Origin of the sequence: Paenibacillus anseongensis (assembly GCF_009757995.1) — a bacterium.
Classification (GTDB): domain Bacteria; phylum Bacillota; class Bacilli; order Paenibacillales; family NBRC-103111; genus Paenibacillus_E; species Paenibacillus_E chondroitinus.
In genome coordinates, this window is sequence record NZ_WSEM01000007.1 from 1 (window position 1) to 19,167 (window position 19,167).

Sequence of the window (19,167 nt, forward strand, 5' to 3'; positions counted from 1 at the left end):
CAGGCCCATCTATAAGCCACAGATTGCTCCGTGTTTCATGATTCTCTCATGCGAGAAAATCAGTTATCCGGTCTTAGCTATCGTTTCCGATAGTTATCCCAGTCTTATAGGCAGGTTGCCTACGTGTTACTCACCCGTCCGCCGCTAAGCACCGAAGTGCTCCGCTCGACTTGCATGTATTAGGCACGCCGCCAGCGTTCGTCCTGAGCCAGGATCAAACTCTCCATAATAGAAAAGCTGAATAGCTCATTGACTTGCTAGCGAGATTTTACAATCTCATTTTGTCGATTGCTCGACTAATTTGCTGATTTACTTCATCTATTTGTTCAGTTTTCAAAGAGCTTTATTGCGTTACCGTTTAAAGCGTTAATGTGTCGCTCTTGCGGTGACAAGAACATATACTATCAGGTTTCAAAACGAATTGCAAGCATCTTTTTATATACAATATCTTACAGCTTGAAAAACCCTGAATTAGCACGATCTAGACGCCAAATCAGCTGCTTCCCTTGCAAATGAACACCACCGATCCAATCATCGATACCATTCAAAGCAATATGGTCTTCTTTGCCCGTGAGAACTAGTTTACCCGCATCTGTTAATCTTACTCGCCAATTCTCGAACTGAACAGGTAAGGGTTCACCGTATTGAGGAAGTCTGTCACCCCCGGTAAGAGAGATTAATGGATGATCACATAACCGGAGCTGCTCTAACATACCCCAGAATTGCAAATCACCTAAGCCAAAGTCACTGGCATTCTCGCTTACATATTGAAATAAGGAATAAAGAGAAACATCCGTTCGATCAATTTCCTCTAAAATGAGCTGCTCCAGGCTGCTCAAACCATTTTGCATAGAGGGATAGCGCCCTAAGTTAGCCTCTAGAGCCCTTTTTAGAAAAGGAAGCTCCGACAAGTCCTCCCCCATCAAAACTGCCAAAGACAGCGGTTCAGAGGCTGAATAGGCACTCCACACCTTAGCAGCAATGTTAAGCTGCCCTTCTGTTACTGGCGACATCTCGCTGTAGAGTTGAGGAATTTGATGTTCGAGCTTTTGATCATATTGGATAAGCGATAATCGCGTTTGACCACTATGCTGATTAGATAGTCGCGTTAATAAATAACAAAGCATCAACTGGTCAAAAAGATCCTGATCAAACCATAGGATAATTTCGCTTGCCTCATCTGAGAGCATATCCAATTGCTTTTCTTGATGAAGCGTGGTGGATGTAAACAGATCTTCCGCGATCCCATGCTTTCGAAACATATAGGAAGCCCTAATGGGTAAAAGGAGGCTATCTGACATTTGCATGCCGATAGGTCCTTCATATAGAGACTCGCGCCACACCAGAATTTCACCATCTATGCTCGACTTACGCAGTTTATCTCCAAAAGCGTCACCGTTCACAATATGCAGCTTTCCTGGCATGGCGCAACCCTCTTTTCAAAAAATTTAAATTAACCTTCACCCAGCAGCTGCAAAAGCTCCTGTTCGTCATCAATAATCCGAATGCCAAGCTCCTGTGCTTTGGTCAACTTACTACCGGCGCTCTCTCCTGCAATAACGATGTCCGTTTTCTTAGAAACACTGCCGGTAATTTTGGCTCCAAGCGCTTCCAGCTTCTTGGCGCATTCGTCGCGCCCCATGGTGGAAAGCGTACCCGTAAGCACAACCGTTTTGCCAAAAAACGGATTGTCCGGGCTAGCCAGCACGACGGCAGGCTCCTCGGCAATCGGGTTGACGCCGGCGGCCAACATGCGCTCAATACTGGAGACCATGACAGGGTCACGGAAAAATGAGTAGATGCTTTCGGCGACAATACCACCCACGTCTGGGAGCGCGATGAGCTCCTCCGGCGTTGCCGCCATGATTTTGGGCAGGCTGCGATAATAATCGGCCAGCACTTTGGTTGTCGTTTTGCCGGAGTTGGGAATGCCTAGTGCATATAGGAACGACGCGAGGTCGCGAGATTTACTTTTCTCCAAAGCGCCCAGTAAATTGTTGACCTTCTTCTCCCCGAACCGGTCAAGCTTCACCAAATCGTCGAACTTCAGCGTATAGAGATCCGCAGGATCGTTGACACCAAGCTCTTGGTGCAACTGCGAAGCCGTCATCTCGCTGAAGAACTCTATGTCCATCGCATCGCGCGAAGCAAAATGCGACATACGGCCAACGAGCTGCGGGCTGCAGCCAAGCCGATTCAAGCAGAACAGATGCGCACCACGCATCTCCAGCTCGCTGCCGCAAGAAGGACAATGCGTTGGAGCGATGATTTCCTCGCCGTCATTCTCCTCGGTCACTTTACCGAGAATTTCGGGAATGACGTCATTGGAGCGACGAATGTAGACAAGGCTGCCTAAGGCGTGCTTGAGGTTCTTACGCTCGATGTCGCCGACGTTATTCAACGTACAGTTCTGTACGGTAACGCCAGCGAGATCTACAGCTTCTACGCGAGCTAACGGCGTAATTTTGCCGGTGCGGCCTACTTCCCAAGATACACTTTGCAGGATCGTTGTTGCTTCTTCGGCTTCAAACTTGTACGCGATAGCCCAGCGAGGGAACTTCTCCGTATAGCCAAGCACTTCCCGCGTGCGCATATCCGTAAGCTTCACGACGCTACCATCGATGAGGAAATCAAAACCTAAACGCTCTTCGGCGATCCGCTCAAGCTCTGTGCTTACTTCTTCGATCGTATTGAAATACCGTGTACGGTTGCTAATTTTGAAATGGTTGTCCCGTAGGAACTGAACCATATCCGCATGGTTAGCAAATTGAATATTGTCCGAATAACCTACGTTATAGAAGAAAGCGTTCAGTTTGCGCTCTGCGGTTACTTTGGGATTCAGGTTACGCAGTGCTCCTGCGGCTGCATTTCGAGCGTTTTTGAGCGGCTCTGCGGCCGTCTGATTGTACGCTTCAAGGACAGACAGGAACATCATGCCTTCACCCTGCACCTCAATTGTCCCTCGATCATAAGGAATCTCGAGCGGGATAGATTTAATCGTCTTGATCTGTGCTAAAATTCCTTCTCCTACAGTACCATTTCCACGCGTGGAGGCCTGTTTAAGCTGACCCGCTTCATAGGTAAGATTGAGCGTAAGCCCATCAAACTTTAATTCCACAACATAGGTAGGGTCCGGCAAAGGAGTTTCCGGGTTCTTGCTGTTATAGTCGGCGATCAATTTAAGAACACGTGTATGCCAGGTTTGCAGATCTTCCGCATTTTGCGCTTTGTCCAAACTCCAAAGACGGGCTAGATGGCGATGTGGTTCGAAACCCTTCAGGATATCGGCGCCCACACGCTGGGTTGGGGAAGAAGGCAGGATGGTTCCCGTCTCCTTCTCCAGCGCTGTTAATCTATCATATAAAGCGTCCCACTCAGCATCCGAAATCGTTGGTTGATCGAGCGTGTAATAATTATGATTGTGCTTGTTAATTTCTTGGATGAGGGTTTTCATTGCCGCGATGGCATCTGTCATTACGGGCTCTTCCTCTCTAATGGGAAATGGGTAATCCAAGGTTGAAAAGTCCTGCCCCTACGCTTTGGTAATCGGGGCGAATTTCGCTAGCAGGCGCTTAAGTCCATTAGGCGCCGGAAAAGCAATTTGCAGCTCGGTGTCGTCTCCCGAACCTTTCACGGACACAACGGTGCCGACGCCCCACTTGCCATGCGACACTTTGTCGCCGGCTTTGTAGTCCGGCACCGGACCGCCCGCGGCAGGCTGCGGAGCCCGGAACGCAGGCGGCTTCACAGCCGCAGCAGGGCTCGGCGCAGCCGCGCCGGCACTTGGCCGTCCGAAGGAGGACGGCGTGCCCCAGGCAGACGAGCCGCCGGAACCGCGGCTCGTCGAGGAGGAGGCGGCGGCGCTGCCGCCACCGCTACTTCCCCACGAGCTGGCGCGGCCACCTCGTGAGAAGCCTCCGCCGATGGAACCTCCCATCGAGACTTTCTCCAGGAGTTCCGGCGGAATCTCCTGCAGGAATCGCGATGGCGCGTTAGCGGCGGTGCGGCCAAAGAGCGTGCGCATGCGCGCGCACGTGAGGAACAGCTCTTCCTCGGCGCGCGTGATGCCAACATAGGCCAAACGGCGCTCCTCTTCAAGCTCTTCGTTATCGGCAAAAGCCCGACTGTGCGGGAAGACGCCTTCTTCCATCCCGATGATGAAAACAACCGGGAATTCCAGACCTTTGGCGCTGTGCATCGTCATTAATACGACAGCGTCTTGTTCTTCCTCAGGTTGGTCTTTATCTAAGGTATCGATATCGGCGATAAGCGCCAAATCGGTCAAGAACGAAATGAGGGACTTGTCCTCGTTGCGTTTCTCAAAGTCCATCGTCACGGACAGGAACTCTTCAATATTTTCGAGACGAGCTTTGGATTCAATCGTATTTTCCCGCTGCATTTCCAAACGGTACTGAGATAGCTCCAGCACCTTCTCGGTAAGCTCCGTCACGGATAAGTATTCAACCATCCGGTTCAGATTATCGATCATCTCACGGAAATCAGCCAACGCGTGCTTCGCTTTGGCATTAATCTCCAGAACATCAATCTCCTCCAGCATGGCAAATAACGAAATTCCGCGGCGTCCCGCCATCTCCGCAACTTTATCCATTGTGGTACCACCGATACCCCGCTTCGGAACGTTGACGATCCGATTCAAGCTGATATCATCGTTGGGATTGGAAATGAGCCGCAAGTAAGCCAAAATATCCTTGATCTCTTTACGATCATAGAACTTCACGCCGCCAACAATCGTATACGGAATGTCGGATTTAATAAGAATCTCCTCTATTACCCGTGATTGCGCATTCGTCCGGTAGAGAATGGCATGATCGGCGAACTTTTTACCTTTGGACTTGTTTTTGTTAATTTCACCTGTTATGAAATAGCCTTCTTCATGTTCCGTGTCGGCTTGATACAGCTTGATGCCTGCGCCGCCTTCTTTGTCAGTCCACAAATTTTTGGGCTTACGGCCCGTATTGTTGGCGATGACTTTATTCGCCGCGTTCAAAATATTCGAGGTGGAGCGATAATTTTGCTCTAATAAAATGGACGTGGCATCCGGGTAATCATTTTCAAAATTAAGGATATTCGTAATGTCGGCTCCGCGCCAACGGTAAATGGACTGGTCGCTGTCTCCTACGACGCAAATGCGCTTATGTTTGGCAGCAATCATTTGACACAGCATATACTGCGCCCTATTCGTATCTTGATACTCATCGACGTGAATATATTGAAATTTGTTTTGATAGTAATCCAGAACTTCCGGCACTTCTTTAAACAAATGAATGGTAGCCATAATCAGGTCATCGAAATCCAGGGAGTTGTTGCTTCTCAGCTTTTTTTGGTAAAGCGTATAAATTTTTGAGGTCAGTCCGTCGAAGTAGTCACCGATTTTATCTTCAAATTGTTTAGGAGAAATAAGTTCATTTTTGGCTGTAGAGATCGCCGCTTGAAACGTCTTGGGTTCGTACTTCTTCGTATCGATGTTAAGTTCCTTACAGCAGGTTTTGATTACGGAGAGTTGGTCGCCTGAATCCAGAATCGTAAAATTCGAGGTGAAACCGATTCGCGAAATATCTCTGCGCAGCATACGCACACACATGGAGTGAAACGTGGAAACCCAGATATCGTTCCCGCTCCCGCCAACCAGTTTGCCTACACGATCCTGCATCTCACGTGCTGCTTTATTCGTAAAGGTTAACGCTAGAATGCTCCATGGCGCCGCTTTGCGTGTGCCGATCAGGTAAGCGATCCTATGCGTGAGCACCCGCGTCTTTCCGCTTCCCGCGCCAGCCATAATTAAAAGTGGACCGTCAACCGCTTCAACCGCTTTGCGCTGCTGGGGATTCAACCTTTTAATCGCATCTAAGATATTGACTGTCTCGTTCATTAAGTTACCTTCCTGTTCTATTAAAATTCACGTTCACTGTCTGAAGCGCCTGCTCCAGATCACTATAGATGATGTTGCCTACGACAATGGTATCTGCCACTTCCGCCGCTTGCTGCGCTTTGGCCAGGCTGTCGATGCCGCCCCCATAAAATAAACGGGCATTCTCCAGAACTTGCCGCGTCCTCCGCACCAGCTCCATATCGCCGAAGACACCGCTGTATTCCAAATATACAATTGGCATGTTAAATAACTTGTCCGCCATTCGCGCGTAAGCCGCAACGTCTTTGGCATCCAAGTTCGCACGAGCTTTCGTCAGCTTCGCCGCCGCAGCCTCGCTATTGAGAATCACATAACCTTCCGTTACAATCTCGTCCCAATTGAGCAGGGAACCATACTCCTTCAACGCCTCATGATGCTGCCCGACGATCCAATTCGGATCTTCCGCATTGAGCACCACAGGAATAAAATAGAGATCGAACCCGGGGACGATAGCCTCTTGGCTAGAAATTTCAAGTACACACGGCAATTCGTACTGGCGAATCCGGGCCATGAGATCTACGGTATTATCAAACGTAACACCCGTTGAACCTCCAACCATTATCGCATCCGTTCCCGACTGACAAATGAGGTCTAGCGCCTCATCGGATATATCACGATCAGGGTCCAGCTTAAAAACATGATTCCACTTCCGTATATCGACAATCAATTGTTTCCCTCCGATTAGGCGGCAATCCTGCCATACTATCAACAGTCTATGCTACCCATTCGGGTGTGTCAAATGACAAAAGACGGGCTATTTGCCCGTCTTTTCAAAGAATATGCTTGCAGCGTGTTCCGATCTTCACCCGAGCTTGTTTTCCGCCCGAATACGCACAAATGTTCCCACCTATTTCACTTCAATGTTAAGAATTTTCTCGACATTCAGGTCTTTGTGGTCATTTTGCTGAAGTTCAAGGCGAATCTCGTGTTTACCAGCAGCTAAATTGTTCAGCGTTAACGGACCTGTTTTGCCGATCATCGCTTTCTGCTTGCCGTCCACGTACAGATGCAGATGTCCTTGCCCCTGTACATTCGCTTTATCCATACTATCGGCAGATAGTTGGAAATTCGTTGTCTGGTACGTAATCGTTACATTTCTGCCATCCACTTTAGAAACTTGCGCATCAATAGCCGGTTTGGCGCCTGAAGCCACCGTTTTCACACTGCTTTCTGCTTGGCTGCCCGCCACCGTTGTCGCTACCTTAGGGCCTGCTCCGGTTGAACTAATGACTTCCTCTTTAGAACCGCATGCAGTTGTCACTGCTCCAAGTAACATTAAAGTCGCTGCGCCGTAAATCCATGTTTTTTTCATCAGCTCTACTCCCTTTTCCCATAAGTTTGGACATCCTTGTTCCTTATATATGTGTGACAAGCCGCTTCCATACCTTGATTATGAGAAAAGTGGGACAAAATTAAAAAATAGTTGGGACGTAGAACAAACAAAGACGCCCTAAGCTTATCGCTGCGGACGTCTAATTTGATTAAAAGCTATATTTACTGCCCTCATGCTGTTTGTTCATGTAGGAGTTCTCGCCAGTAACATTGGAAGTTTGGCAGGAAGCGATGCTTGAATTCGCCGATTTGCCGGCCATGCCAGCATTCTCTGCTGCTCCATAAGCGGATGATGCCCCGTAGCTTTGGGAATAGCCATAGCTCGTTTGGCCGTAACCTTGCCCTTGATTGTTATGCACAGCGTTCGGATATTGGGACGTATTGATGATTGGTTGAATTGGCGCCTGATGTTGATGCAGGCCCGCGATTGGATTGTGCTGTTGGCTTTGCGCCGGTTGGTGCTGAATTTGCGAGTACTGTTGCTGTTGTTGCGGCTGCTGCTGGGAAATCCCCATCGATTCCTGCTGTTGGTAGCTCATCGTCGTCGATGCCTGGCTCAAATTCTGGTGCACGAAAGACTGAAGCTGAGCTGCGGTCTGGCTTTGTTTCTGCAGCTCCTGTTGGATTTGCTGCTGCTCAGCGGGCTGTACCTCGTAGTATCCGAGCTTTTGAATCTCTTGAAATAATGTCGCATGACATTGAAGTGTCTTGGTCAATAAAGTTTGAAAGGTCTGTTTAATTTGGGGATTCACAGCCTCTGTGACCGCTGTTGTGTACTCCCCTGCACTGCGTTTCAACTCGGATAGAACTAAATTAGCAAGATCCTGCTCTTGCAAAAGCACTTGGTGTTGCTGCTGTTGTTGGTAAGGATTTTGTTGATACATGCTTCTTGCACCTCCTCTGTGTACGTGTTAGTGGGTCAAGCCTGATTGCTGCTGCAGCGTGTTGATGAGGATGCTGACGCTTTGGAGCCGTTCCTGGGAAAGCTGAGACATGGTTTGCTTCAATGATGGACTTTGGCTGCCAACAGAAGCGTGCACGCAAAGCTTTGCTAACAAATCTTCATTCTTCAACGTATCCGATAGGTACGAGAGCTCCTTGCCGGTAATGGTTTGGTTCCCTTGATTGTTGTACATGTGAATGTTACCCTCCTTTCCATTCCTTCTTTGTAGGTTTCCCAAAAATTGCCGTTTTATGTCGTTTGGTAAAAAAATCCTAAAAGATCGTCCAATGAAAAAAGCCCCGAACAGCATGTAGCTGTCAGGGCTTTCTTTCTATGAAGCAGGCTGCGCCGGCTTACCGGCATAAGCATCCGTTAATTTCTGTATGTCTGCCGCTGCAATTTGGAAGGACCATGTCCCACCCTGCTTAGCCAGCCAGACTTGGTCTTGGCTTACTTTACCTTCGTAAACTTCGGTAACATCTTTGCCATCTACAGACAAACCAAGCTCAATTTTGAGCTCGCCGCCTGCCGTCGGCTTCTGAGCAAGCGGCTGTGGCAGCTCCGCGCTATGCAGAAAGACCAGCTCATCCAGCAATGGACTCGCATCCGCGCCTTTCAGCTCCTTATCGCCAAGCTTCCAGTTCGCCTCAGCAGCCACTTTGTCCTTATCGGTTTTGGCAAGTGTCCAGGTCTGACCCTTCCACGTAACCTTCACCGATTGAACCTTGTCATTCTCGATCTTGAACGGGCTTGTTTCGGCAAAGTCAACCGGAGCCTTGTTCAGCGAAGACAAAGATTGATCACTGACTTGGTAAACAACCGGAGAACCTTCCACTTGAACGTAGGAGAAACCTTCGATTGGAAGAGCAGTTCCGACCAGAAGCCCCTTTTTAGAGCCATCTTTCATCGTGACTTCATAAGTACCAACTGGCTTATCTAAGCCATAATTGGCTAAATTACTCGCTTGTTCTTCCACAACTTTAGTCGAAGTCACTAAACCGATAGCATCCAGCCACGAATCAACCTGATTCGTATTCATTGGAGCCGCAGTCGGCGTTTTCATCTCCCAACCGATGTCCGTACGGTTCAAATCAATTTGCTGCTCTTCGGTTTTCACCGCAAGGGACTGCACGTCTTCTTGTTTTAGCGTGAGAAGGGTTTTCGGTTCTTCTTTTTTCTCTTGAAAGAAGTCTTTGCTCGATGCGTACCAGAAACCGCCGATACAAATAACGACTAACAGAATCGTAGGAATAAACCGTTTCATCCTCTTCTCCTCCTCCACCAGATCAAGCCGCCGATGACTAAGAACAAGAGCGGTAAGAACACGATCGTGACTAAGAAAATCGTATTCGCCTGGCTAGGCGTAATCATCGCTTGCTGGAAGGCATCTCCTTGACGCGGACGAATCGTAATTTGATCCTTTTGTTCCTGCAACCAACCGATACTGTTCATTGCAAAATCTTTATTTCCTTGGTTCTGAATATCTTGATCCAATACGAACGTCGAACCACCAAGAATAACAGCTTTAGGCTTATTATCTTTGTTCGAAATCGCATAACCCAAGTTCAACGGGCCTTTGACATCCGTCGCATCCTGTTTGGTTTTGGATTGTGCCAGCAGGTTAATGTCGGTTTCACCGTAAGCTTTGTCCGTCGTTTTCAAAAGCAGCGATTGCGTATAATCCGGCGCACTTTCATCTGCATTCAAGCTCACTGCAAGCGACAGCATCGTAACGAGATTATTGCTGGAAAGCTTGTTGGTAATGTCATGAGGACCGTAGTCCGGAATGATCGTTAACGGATCGTACAGCGACGTTTGTTTTGGCTCAATCGCGATTGCGTGCTGATCCTGGATACCATATGTTTTCATGATGGCATCGATATTTTTCCACTTGGTCGCCATATCTTTATCAAAGCCCAGCGCCATGTAGATTTTACCTTTATCCTTCAAATAAGCCTTAATCAGTTCAGCTTCTTTGTCATTCAAATCATTTTGCGGACCTAGCAGCATAAGCATCTGCGCATCGTCAGGTATTTTACCCTCAACGTACAGATTGAGATCCTTCACCGTGTAATTAGCGGCTTCCAGACTGCTTCTCAAAATCGTCATCGCCGTCAGCGGATACTCTTGATGACCGGAAAGCATGTACACCGTGTGTTTCTCCGTAGATGTTAAGCTCGTAAGGGCTTGCGTGAACTTCTCTTCCCCGGAAAACGTGTAAGATCCGTCCTGCTGACCCACGAACAACTCGTAGAAATTCACGTTTTGTTTCTTGGTGCCCATTTCAAAAACGAGCGTGCCGCCTTGATCGACGCCATATTGCTTAGCCATAGAAGGCTGTTTCAGCATATCGTATTCGTCATACGTAATTTTGCTGCTTTGCTTCTTGTACTCCTGGATCATATCCGTAACTTGACGCGTGACGAATTCATTGTTGTCGCCGCTATTTGTAAAAGCAATGACATGAATATCTTGATTTAGATTTTTAAGCGTGTTGACCGTTTGCTCCGAAAGCGTGAAATTTTTGTTTTTCGTCAAATCGACCTGAAAGCCTTTCAGCGAGTGAAGGAAAATGGTCAGAATGATGAAAATACCGATCACCGCGATGGATAAAACTGTCGCATTCGTTCCCCGTATCCACTTGTTCATCCCGCTCACCTCCAACGCTTTCTTTCAAGAACTTGTATGCTAAGAACGAGAAATACCGCTGTTAATGTGACATAAAAGAGGATGTCTCCGCCATGCAGAACACCTTTTTGCAGGTTCGTCAAATGGCTCGTCAATGAAAATTGACCGACATAATCCTTCAGTTTGCCTGTCATGCTGGAGCTCACCCAATCAAGCAGCCACAGCAGCAGCAAAATCACAAAACCGGTGATACCCGCAACCATCTGGTTATTAGAAAGGCTTGACGCGAACAAACCGATAGCCATCATCGCGCATCCTATCAGGAACATGCTCAAATAGGAAAGCCATAACACAGGCTTATCCATCTCTCCGAAAGCGGACATGATGAGCGGATAAATCAAGGAAATCGCCACCAGTCCCACCTGCACGATGAAAGCGGACAAATATTTGCCCATCACAATTTCACCAATGCCTGCAGGCGATGTAAGCAGCAGCTCATCCGTGCCTTGACGGAATTCATCCGCGATCAGACGCATCGTCAATAACGGGATGATAAACAGATAGATAAACGAAGTGTTGCCTACTACGGAACGCGCATCAATAATCGGCGGCTGACCGCTTACAAAATTGATATAGAAGAAGAAACTGGACAGCAGCACATAGAAAGCGAAGGCTACATAAGCAACTGGCGAAAAGAAATACATTTGCAGCTCTTTCGAGCAGATCGCCCAGATTTTACGCATCGTTGTCTTCCTCCTCTTCCGATTTGCTGTCCGCTTCGGCAGGCTCGTCCGTCGTCAGCTTGAGGAAAATATCCTCCAGGCTGAGGCTTTCGCGCTTCATCTCGAGAATCGGGTATCCTGCGCCGGCCAGGCGGAAGAACAGATCCTCCCGGATGTCGGAGCGATCCGCAGAAGTGACGAGCAGCTTCACGGACTCCTTGGCGGCCAGAGCTTCTTCAGCCGCAGGCTCTGCGGATGTTTCCTCTATCTGAGCTGGAGCATCAAGCTCCTTCACGTCAGCAACCGTGTCCAAGCTGCGAAGCTCGGTCAAAATCCGCTCGCGAGGTCCCTTGACCTCGAGCGACACTTCAAACGTCTCGCCCATCGTGCGGCCGAGATGCTCAGGACGCTCGTCGAGTACGACGCGGCCTTGGTTAATAATGAGAACGCGGTTACAAATCGCGTTGATTTCCGGCAAAATGTGCGTGCTCAGCAGCACTGTGTGATTCTCGCCCAGCTCATGAATCAGCTGGCGGATTTCGATGATCTGCTTCGGATCGAGGCCTGACGTAGGCTCGTCCAGAATTAGCAGATCCGGTTGGTGCAGAATCGCTTGCGCGAGGCCCAAGCGCTGTTTGTAGCCTTTGGATAGCGAGCGAATAATCTGCTTCTCGCGGCCTTGCAGACCGAGCTTGTCGATCGCTTCGCCGACGCGCAGCTTTTGCTCCCGTGCCGGTACATCGCGAAGATTCGCGATAAAGCGCAGGTACGATTGCACCGTCATTTCCGGATAAAGCGGCGGTGTCTCGGGCAAATAACCGATTTTGCGGCGCGCTTTCTTCGGATTGTCCGCCATGGAGTGGCCGTCCACCAGGATTTGACCGTGCGTCGGATTCAAGTAACCCGTGATCATGCGCATTGTCGTTGTTTTGCCAGCACCGTTAGGCCCTAAAAAGCCGACGATTTCGCCGCGCTGCATCGAAAAGTCGATGTTGTGTACGCCGCGATCATTTTCGTACAGCTTGCTGACTTGTTTGACCTCAAGCATCCAAGATCCCCCATTCATTCTTTCGTTCATAGTAACCATCATCACTATACGCGTGGAACAATAAACCAACCTTAAGCAAATCTGAAAAATACATTAAAAAGTTGTGTCTGAATTGTGAACAAAGTATGTAGTTTAAGCCTTAATTTCAGTCTAAACCAGCAAAAGTTAAGTTAAACACGGAGAATGAAATACTTCTGTGTCGTGGGTGTACCTAGGGAACTACAGGACCTCGTTTCCGCAAGAGACCCGTTACAAGCGAAAATGCCGAAATAGCGGAACCTGATGGCACTATTTGTGTACTCAGGGTGATTCCAGAGCTTTTCGGGGATCCGTAGGATTTTATTTCCATGAATCTGGCGGAAACTCAGCCAAATCCTTAGAAATAAGGGACCCCAGTTCCCCTTCGGCGCATATAGGGGCCGATTTCACAGTAGTTCCCCTAACACAACGTGGGAGGCAGGCGGGGGTAAATAAAAAATAGACCATAAACGGCAAGCGTTTATGATCTACTTTTCAATAATTTATTTCACCAATTGACCGCGAGTTACGCCCAACTGATTAGTAGCTTTCAGTGAACGCCACACTTGCGTCCCGCTGATTTCACCGTTAATCGCACGGCGGTACAAGCTTAGAATCTCATGTACCTTGTCCGGCGTCTCTTCAAGGAACTCCACGCGGAAAGAGCGAATGCCCAAATCCATGAAGTGGTTCAGATATTCAGCGCCAGATTGATCCACTGCATTATAAACCGTGTTGCGGCAGCCTTCATCGACGCGAACGGGATGTGACATCCCCACCCGGTCCTGCAAGGACACATGGTGATCTTCACATGGACGACCACAGTTCGTGAAGTCTGTGCCTTCGCTCAAGAACGTGCAGTACACGCAGTGCTCCGTATGGAACATCGGCATATGTTGATGGATGACGACTTCCAGCTTGGAAGTTTCAGCGCGGCCAAGCAGATCAACCATCTGCTGAATGTTTAAGTCGTAAGACGGTGTAACCTTCGACAAACCTGCATCCAAGAATAAGGAAGCTGTTTTGTGGTTAGCTATATTCAAAGAGAAATCACCAATAAGCTGCGGCTTAGGCCCATTCGGATGCTCCAGCTGATGCTTCAAGAAGAAGTAAGCGGCACCTGTATTCCGAATCAACACGGCATCAGGGTTCAGCTTCAAGATATTGTTAAAATAGCCCGTTTCCCCAGGCATATGAATTCTCGGCGTAGCCAAGGCAATTTTGCGCCCGGCCGCATGTACAGCTTCAACAGCCGCAGGGAACTGCTTAATAAATTCAAAATCAGCGTAAATCATTTGAACGTCGTCTTTTTCGAGCACAGCCTTCACTTGATCCAGGTTACGGCAAAGTGCTGTAAGGTGTACCCCGCTGCGATCTGCCAACGACAACGCAGGAGTAGGCACAGATGCTTGACGCTCAGCAGCAGACTGCGGCACATCGTCATAAACGCCGATTTCACGCTTCATGTACGCGCGCGGCTTCTGACGCTCGTCTTCCATGAGCTCTACCGCGCTGCGGCGCATAGCATTAAGCTCGCGCATAGGCACGATGAGTTCGCCGTCCAACTGAACATCCAGATCACTAAGCGCATAGATCGTACCGCCAAGACGGCCAAACTGATCAGCGAACAGCTGCTCATCCATCGGTCTTTTCTCTGCACGAACAAGTGGAAGTTCGGACTGTACGAAGACGGTATGGCCGCCTTGCACATCGGTCCACCAGCTTTTGAGCGGCTCGCCTTCAGCGCCGGTAATCTTGATGCTAACCGGGAATGTGCGGTAAGGCTTATCGGTCTCGAACGTCTGGCGAAGACGTTTGTCCAAATGCGGATCGTTCGTCTTCCAGATCCGATCCCCCACATGCAAGCGGCTCAGATCCACATCATTGCGTCCCGCAATGATTTCGATAATGCCACCCTCGGCTTCGCCTTCGATTTTCTCGCCTTTGCGGCGCAAATCGTAGATACGTCCGCCTTCTTCCTTCTTCGTCGGATCTCCGGCGTCGAATACAATCCCGTCTCCGCGCTTGATCGGCGCTTCAAGCTCACAAACCACACCATCGCGCAAAATCTGCTTCACGCGACCAACGAACACCCCGCGGCTCTTCGGAAACGTACCGTCGACGAGCTGTTTATTGTTGGTTCCGTTCAAGAAACCAACGGTAAAGCCACGCGAGAAGCTCTGTTGCAGCTCGCGAACTTCCTCTTTCGAAGGACGAGCATCTTTGCCTTCAAAATAACGATCAATTGCGCTGCGGTACTTGCTCACGACGTTAGCCACGTATTCAGGGGTTTTCAAACGCCCTTCAATTTTGAAGGAGCACACGCCCGCTTCGATCAACTCAGGCACAATTTCAATAGCCGCCAAATCTTTTGGCGACAGCAAATACGCCACGTCACCCATCGGCTTTTGCACACCATCAATCATCAAATCATAAGGCAAGCGGCAGGCTTGTGCACACTCACCGCGGTTAGCCGAACGGCCGCCCCACATTTCAGAGGTTAGACACTGACCCGAGTAGGACACGCAAAGCGCGCCATGCACGAACACTTCCATCGGAAGTTTCGCTTGGTCCCCGATTTGTTTAATTTGTTTCAAATTATTTTCGCGTCCCAAAACGACCCGTTCAATATCGAAAGGTTTCGTAAATTCAACAGCTTCAGGAGATGTAATCGTCATCTGCGTGGAACCGTGAATCGGGAAATCCGGGGAAATTTCACGAATCATTTTCACAAGACCAAGATCTTGCACAATAACCGCATCCACACCTGCATCGACACAAGCTTCGATCAGTTGCTTAGCCTCGCTCAACTCTTCCTCAAATACTAGAATGTTAAAAGTCAGAAAACCCTTAACGCCATATAGATGAAGGAAAGACATAATATCGGGCAGTTCAGCCATCGTGAAATTATGCGCGCGCGCTCTAGCATTAAATTTCTCCACACCAAAAAACACGGCATCCGCCCCATTGGCAACAGCCGCTCTCAAACAATCCCAATCCCCCGCAGGGGCCAATAATTCTATATCTTCTCTGCGTATCGTACGCATGGCAGCAAATCCTTTCAATAATAGATCCTCAAGCGACCCTCAAAGTCTTCTCTTTAGTGTAACAGAAACGATAGGTAGGAATCTAGGGCACAACCATTTCCAAACCCAGTCAATATCCGACAGCCTCCGCAAATTCCCAAACCTTACCTGCATGCCGGGTAACCCTTTAAAAGTTAACAAACTTACCCATGAATGCTATAATGTCAAGGATAGTGACCATTTTAGTAATCGAGGGATCCTTTTGGTTTTGTCGAAAATACGCATTTTAAAAATTGTTATCGGACTAGCCCTCGGTTTCCTATTGGTAGTGGGCCTACTTCTATTTTTGCCAAAAATAGAGGAAACCAAGCTTCTCTACGCAACTAGTGGAGATTCGTATGATACGGCTGCTTATGGCAACTTTTCGCAGAGCTTGCAGGCGGGCATTTCCGTAGATAAGCAGAAGCTAGCAGCCCTATCAGCTAGAAAGCTGAAAACATACGATGCTATCTATCTGGATCCGGCGCTAGCCGAAGATCCCGCATGGACAGAGCAGACAACAAAGCTCATAAGCTATGTGAAGCAAGGCGGACATTTGCTAGTCGAAAATGGATTTGCCCCCCGATTGCCGCTTGATTTCCTTGGGGCATCAGAGCTTGTTAATTTGCAGAAGGTTTCGCTTACAGGATTAGGAGCGCCGCAATTGGCAGCAAATACGCCAAGCCTAAGCTATCCCAAGGTTTCTATGAATCTACAAGGCGTGCAGACAACCTTTCAATTGTTTAGCGACAGCTACCTCAAGCACCATACGATGGAGGACCTTCCAGGTTTTCATATGGGGTACGGCTTCGTTCCGTCGTCAGGACAGACCCTTGTCGCCATGAATGTGTCTGGCAAAGCTGTTTCGCTAGCTATGGAGAATCGTGTAGGGAAAGGCACCGTGCTGATCTCTAGCAACTTCTTACCTAACCGTTACTTTCCAACCGGTTACGACATGCAAAGCGGTGCTGACCTGAACCTGGGCTTCGCTCAACTGGCAGCCAAATATCAAGCCACAGGCAAATCAACGCCGGGGACGACTTACTTCAATAAAAGAGCTTTACCGATTGATCCATATTTCAATTTTGATTTCGCAGCGGCCAACATGCAGTATCGCAGTGAGCTGCTGTCGTATGTAGCCAAGGAGACGTTAGGTTACAGTGTTCGCAAAGTGCTCGGTCCTTACGGCAGACCTGCCATGGCTTTCCAAAATCACTTTGAGGCGATGCCGGCCATCCAGCACAAAGACGGCATCGCTTGGGCTGAGGAACTCAAAAAGTATAACGAGATTCCCTCGTTCACCCTCGTGCGCAATGCCTTCTACTGGGGGCAGTGGCGCGAGAGCTTAACGGTGCAGCTCAACACCGGAACGAACGCGCAGCCGACGTTCATCGGAGAGCTGCCAGGCTCGGGCTACGCAAGCGGTCTGCACGTGATTTCAGCCGGCAAGCCGCTGCGGCAGGCGCTGTTCCCGCAATATCGCGATCTGGCGAGCGCGATCGAACTACCCTACCGCGCGTACCCGGCCGCCGCGGATCTGAACGGCGACGGCAGCACCGACGTGCTGGCCGGCAGCGCAGATGGATTCGTGTACGTCTACACGAATCAAGGGCCTGATCCGGCGGCGTACACGAGTGAGCCGCCGCCTGCGGGAATGGCGCTGCCGGACACGTTCGGCGCGCCTGCGAAGCTGATGCTGGAGTCCGGCGTGCCGCTCCAGCTCAGCCCTTACAGTGCCGTTCACGCCGCAGACGTGAACGGGGACGGCCGCCCGGACCTCGTCGTCTCCGACGAGTCCGGGGCCCTGTATGAGCTGCCGCAGCTCGCTGGCGGCAGGTTCGCGAAGCCCGCGGCCGTGCGCGCGGGCGGGAAACCGCTGCAGCTGCCCGGAGGGGCTGCAGCGCCGTACGTCGCCGATATCGACGGCGACGGCAAGCTCGACCTCGTCCTAGGCGGAGCCGATGGACGAGTATGGCTCTACAAGGGCCGCAGCGCAGCGGCCCTCACTTTAGAGGCAGGCAGCGAGATTCTCACGCTGCCCAACAACGCCGCGTATGCTGCGCCGGCCGCACGCGATATGAACGGCGATGGCCGACTCGATCTTGTGGTCGGCAGCAGCGACGGGGACCTGCAAGTATATATCCAAAGCGCCTCTGGCGCTTGGACGAATACGGGTCCCCTGGAAGGCACAACCTTAAACCAGGTCGGCAATCGGGCATTGGTTGCCGGACATAACTCGGTTCCGCTATGGCTGGATCTCAACCACGACGGCAAAGACGATCTCATCGTCGGAGGCATCGAATTCGGATCCCCAGTGGCAATTGACGATCCGCAGTTCCCGTATCAAGTAGAACTGAAGGAATTCATTCAATATGCACGTGATAACCATCTAGACTTAGATCCGCACACTTTTGTACACAATTTCAAAAGCGCTGAACAGGAGCAAGCGGAGCTTGCCCTTCATAAACAAGCTTTCGCCAAGTTAGGCATTCCTTGGCTGCATCCTGGCACGAATCAGCACACATGGCGCATAAATAACGAAGATCATCAGCAAACGCTGCGAAGCGAGGAACAGGACGGAATGTGGTATAACTTCGGCTTCCTCCCTTCCGAATCGCCCGTTATTTCCCGGCCTGAATCGATATGGTCGCTGCCGTTCCTGCTGCAAGACAAACAAGGCAGTACGGACCGTACCATGCTGATACATACACCGACACCGGTACTGCGCACAGGCGACTATGCCACGACGGATGTGTTTGAATCGATGGTCAAGCTGGACATGCCGATTGATTATTTCGAGCACATCGAGTACCATTTTCCCGAACCAGCCAAAATCGCCGATTTGACGCAGTTCGCTGACTATTTTGACAAGCTTCGCACGAAGCATGATTATAATTTCATGACCGAGAAACAAATGGCCAAATCCTTCTTAACCGCTATGAAAAGCGAGGTTCGGATTAGCCAGTCATGGGCCTTCTATTTATGGGACAGGCTCAAGGATCGTTTAGCGGGCGGCAGTCCGCACTTCCATGCGACTCTGACAGCGAACGCGAAGGCAGTGCCTAGTTTGGCTGAAGAATATGCGGGAACGCTAGGTGTAGTCATAGAAAAAGGCGAGAAACTAGCCTTGTACTCCCTGCAAAGTGATTCAGATACCTATACGACGATTGACAACCGTTTCTATGTAGGATTGGCTCGGCCATCCGTCATCGGCATTGCGCCGGCCAAAGAACGGCTGCATATTGTGCGTGCTAACGTACCTTTTTCCCTGACAGAGCAGGGATCTACACGCAATTTAGAGCTCAAGGCAGCTGGCTTGCAGCAAGTGAAATTATTCTGCCCTACAGAGCTTGAATTCACAGGCGATGCCAAAATCGAGTATGACGCAGCAAACCATCTCTACACGATTACCCGATACGGAGATGTAACTACGCTTTCGTTCACAAGCAAAGCAAAGTGACCATGCACTTCCGCTGAACTAC

13 protein-coding genes and 1 rRNA gene are annotated in these 19,167 nt (G+C 49.7%); 1 reads left to right on the plus strand and 13 read right to left on the minus strand.

What is annotated here, in order from left to right:
• The 13 genes from GON05_RS07110 to GON05_RS07170 all read right to left on the minus strand — a co-directional run.
• Positions 1-230: ribosomal RNA gene (locus GON05_RS07110) — 16S ribosomal RNA — on the minus strand; the annotation flags it as partial.
• 219 nt (positions 231-449) lie between these two features.
• On the minus strand, positions 450-1,424 hold the full coding sequence (locus tag GON05_RS07115) for a DUF1835 domain-containing protein (protein WP_157318486.1): 975 nt from the start codon (positions 1,422-1,424) through the stop codon (positions 450-452).
• Between the two features lie 29 nt (positions 1,425-1,453).
• Positions 1,454-3,475: an NAD-dependent DNA ligase LigA gene (ligA, locus tag GON05_RS07120; RefSeq protein ID WP_157318487.1), complete on the minus strand. Its 2,022-nt coding sequence runs from the start codon at positions 3,473-3,475 to the stop codon at positions 1,454-1,456.
• A 57-nt stretch (positions 3,476-3,532) separates the two neighbouring features.
• On the minus strand, positions 3,533-5,890 hold the full coding sequence (pcrA, locus tag GON05_RS07125; protein WP_157318488.1) for a DNA helicase PcrA: 2,358 nt from the start codon (positions 5,888-5,890) through the stop codon (positions 3,533-3,535).
• A 4-nt stretch (positions 5,891-5,894) separates the two neighbouring features.
• The gene (pcrB, locus tag GON05_RS07130) at positions 5,895-6,596 is read right to left on the minus strand and encodes a heptaprenylglyceryl phosphate synthase (protein WP_157318489.1); all 702 of its coding nucleotides are present in this window, start codon (positions 6,594-6,596) and stop codon (positions 5,895-5,897) included.
• Positions 6,597-6,776: 180 nt separating this feature from the next.
• Positions 6,777-7,241 (minus strand): DUF6130 family protein, encoded by a 465-nt coding sequence (locus GON05_RS07135; RefSeq protein ID WP_157318490.1) that lies wholly within the window; start codon positions 7,239-7,241, stop codon positions 6,777-6,779.
• A 169-nt stretch (positions 7,242-7,410) separates the two neighbouring features.
• Entirely contained in the window at positions 7,411-8,145 is a 735-nt protein-coding gene (locus GON05_RS07140) for a spore coat protein (protein WP_157318491.1), read from the minus strand.
• A 27-nt stretch (positions 8,146-8,172) separates the two neighbouring features.
• Positions 8,173-8,397: a hypothetical protein gene (locus tag GON05_RS07145; RefSeq protein WP_127453252.1), complete on the minus strand. Its 225-nt coding sequence runs from the start codon at positions 8,395-8,397 to the stop codon at positions 8,173-8,175.
• A 138-nt stretch (positions 8,398-8,535) separates the two neighbouring features.
• Positions 8,536-9,468 (minus strand): DUF4340 domain-containing protein, encoded by a 933-nt coding sequence (locus tag GON05_RS07150; RefSeq protein WP_157318492.1) that lies wholly within the window; start codon positions 9,466-9,468, stop codon positions 8,536-8,538.
• Entirely contained in the window at positions 9,465-10,853 is a 1,389-nt protein-coding gene (locus tag GON05_RS07155; protein WP_157318493.1) for a GldG family protein, read from the minus strand. Before GON05_RS07155 ends, GON05_RS07150 begins: the two co-directional genes overlap by 4 nt.
• Positions 10,854-10,858: 5 nt before the next feature.
• Positions 10,859-11,575, minus strand: a complete 717-nt coding sequence (locus GON05_RS07160; RefSeq protein WP_157318494.1) for an ABC transporter permease subunit — start codon at positions 11,573-11,575, stop codon at positions 10,859-10,861.
• Entirely contained in the window at positions 11,568-12,602 is a 1,035-nt protein-coding gene (locus GON05_RS07165) for an ABC transporter ATP-binding protein (protein ID WP_157318585.1), read from the minus strand. The genes GON05_RS07160 and GON05_RS07165 overlap by 8 nt, the downstream gene beginning before the upstream one ends.
• A gap of 521 nt (positions 12,603-13,123) precedes the next feature.
• On the minus strand, positions 13,124-15,667 hold the full coding sequence (locus tag GON05_RS07170; protein WP_157318586.1) for a U32 family peptidase: 2,544 nt from the start codon (positions 15,665-15,667) through the stop codon (positions 13,124-13,126).
• Between the two features lie 325 nt (positions 15,668-15,992).
• Here GON05_RS07170 and GON05_RS07175 point away from each other — a divergent pair, with 325 nt between their 5' ends.
• The gene (locus GON05_RS07175) at positions 15,993-19,145 is read left to right on the plus strand and encodes an FG-GAP repeat domain-containing protein (protein WP_246238898.1); all 3,153 of its coding nucleotides are present in this window, start codon (positions 15,993-15,995) and stop codon (positions 19,143-19,145) included.
• The last annotated feature ends 22 nt before the right edge of the window (positions 19,146-19,167 follow it).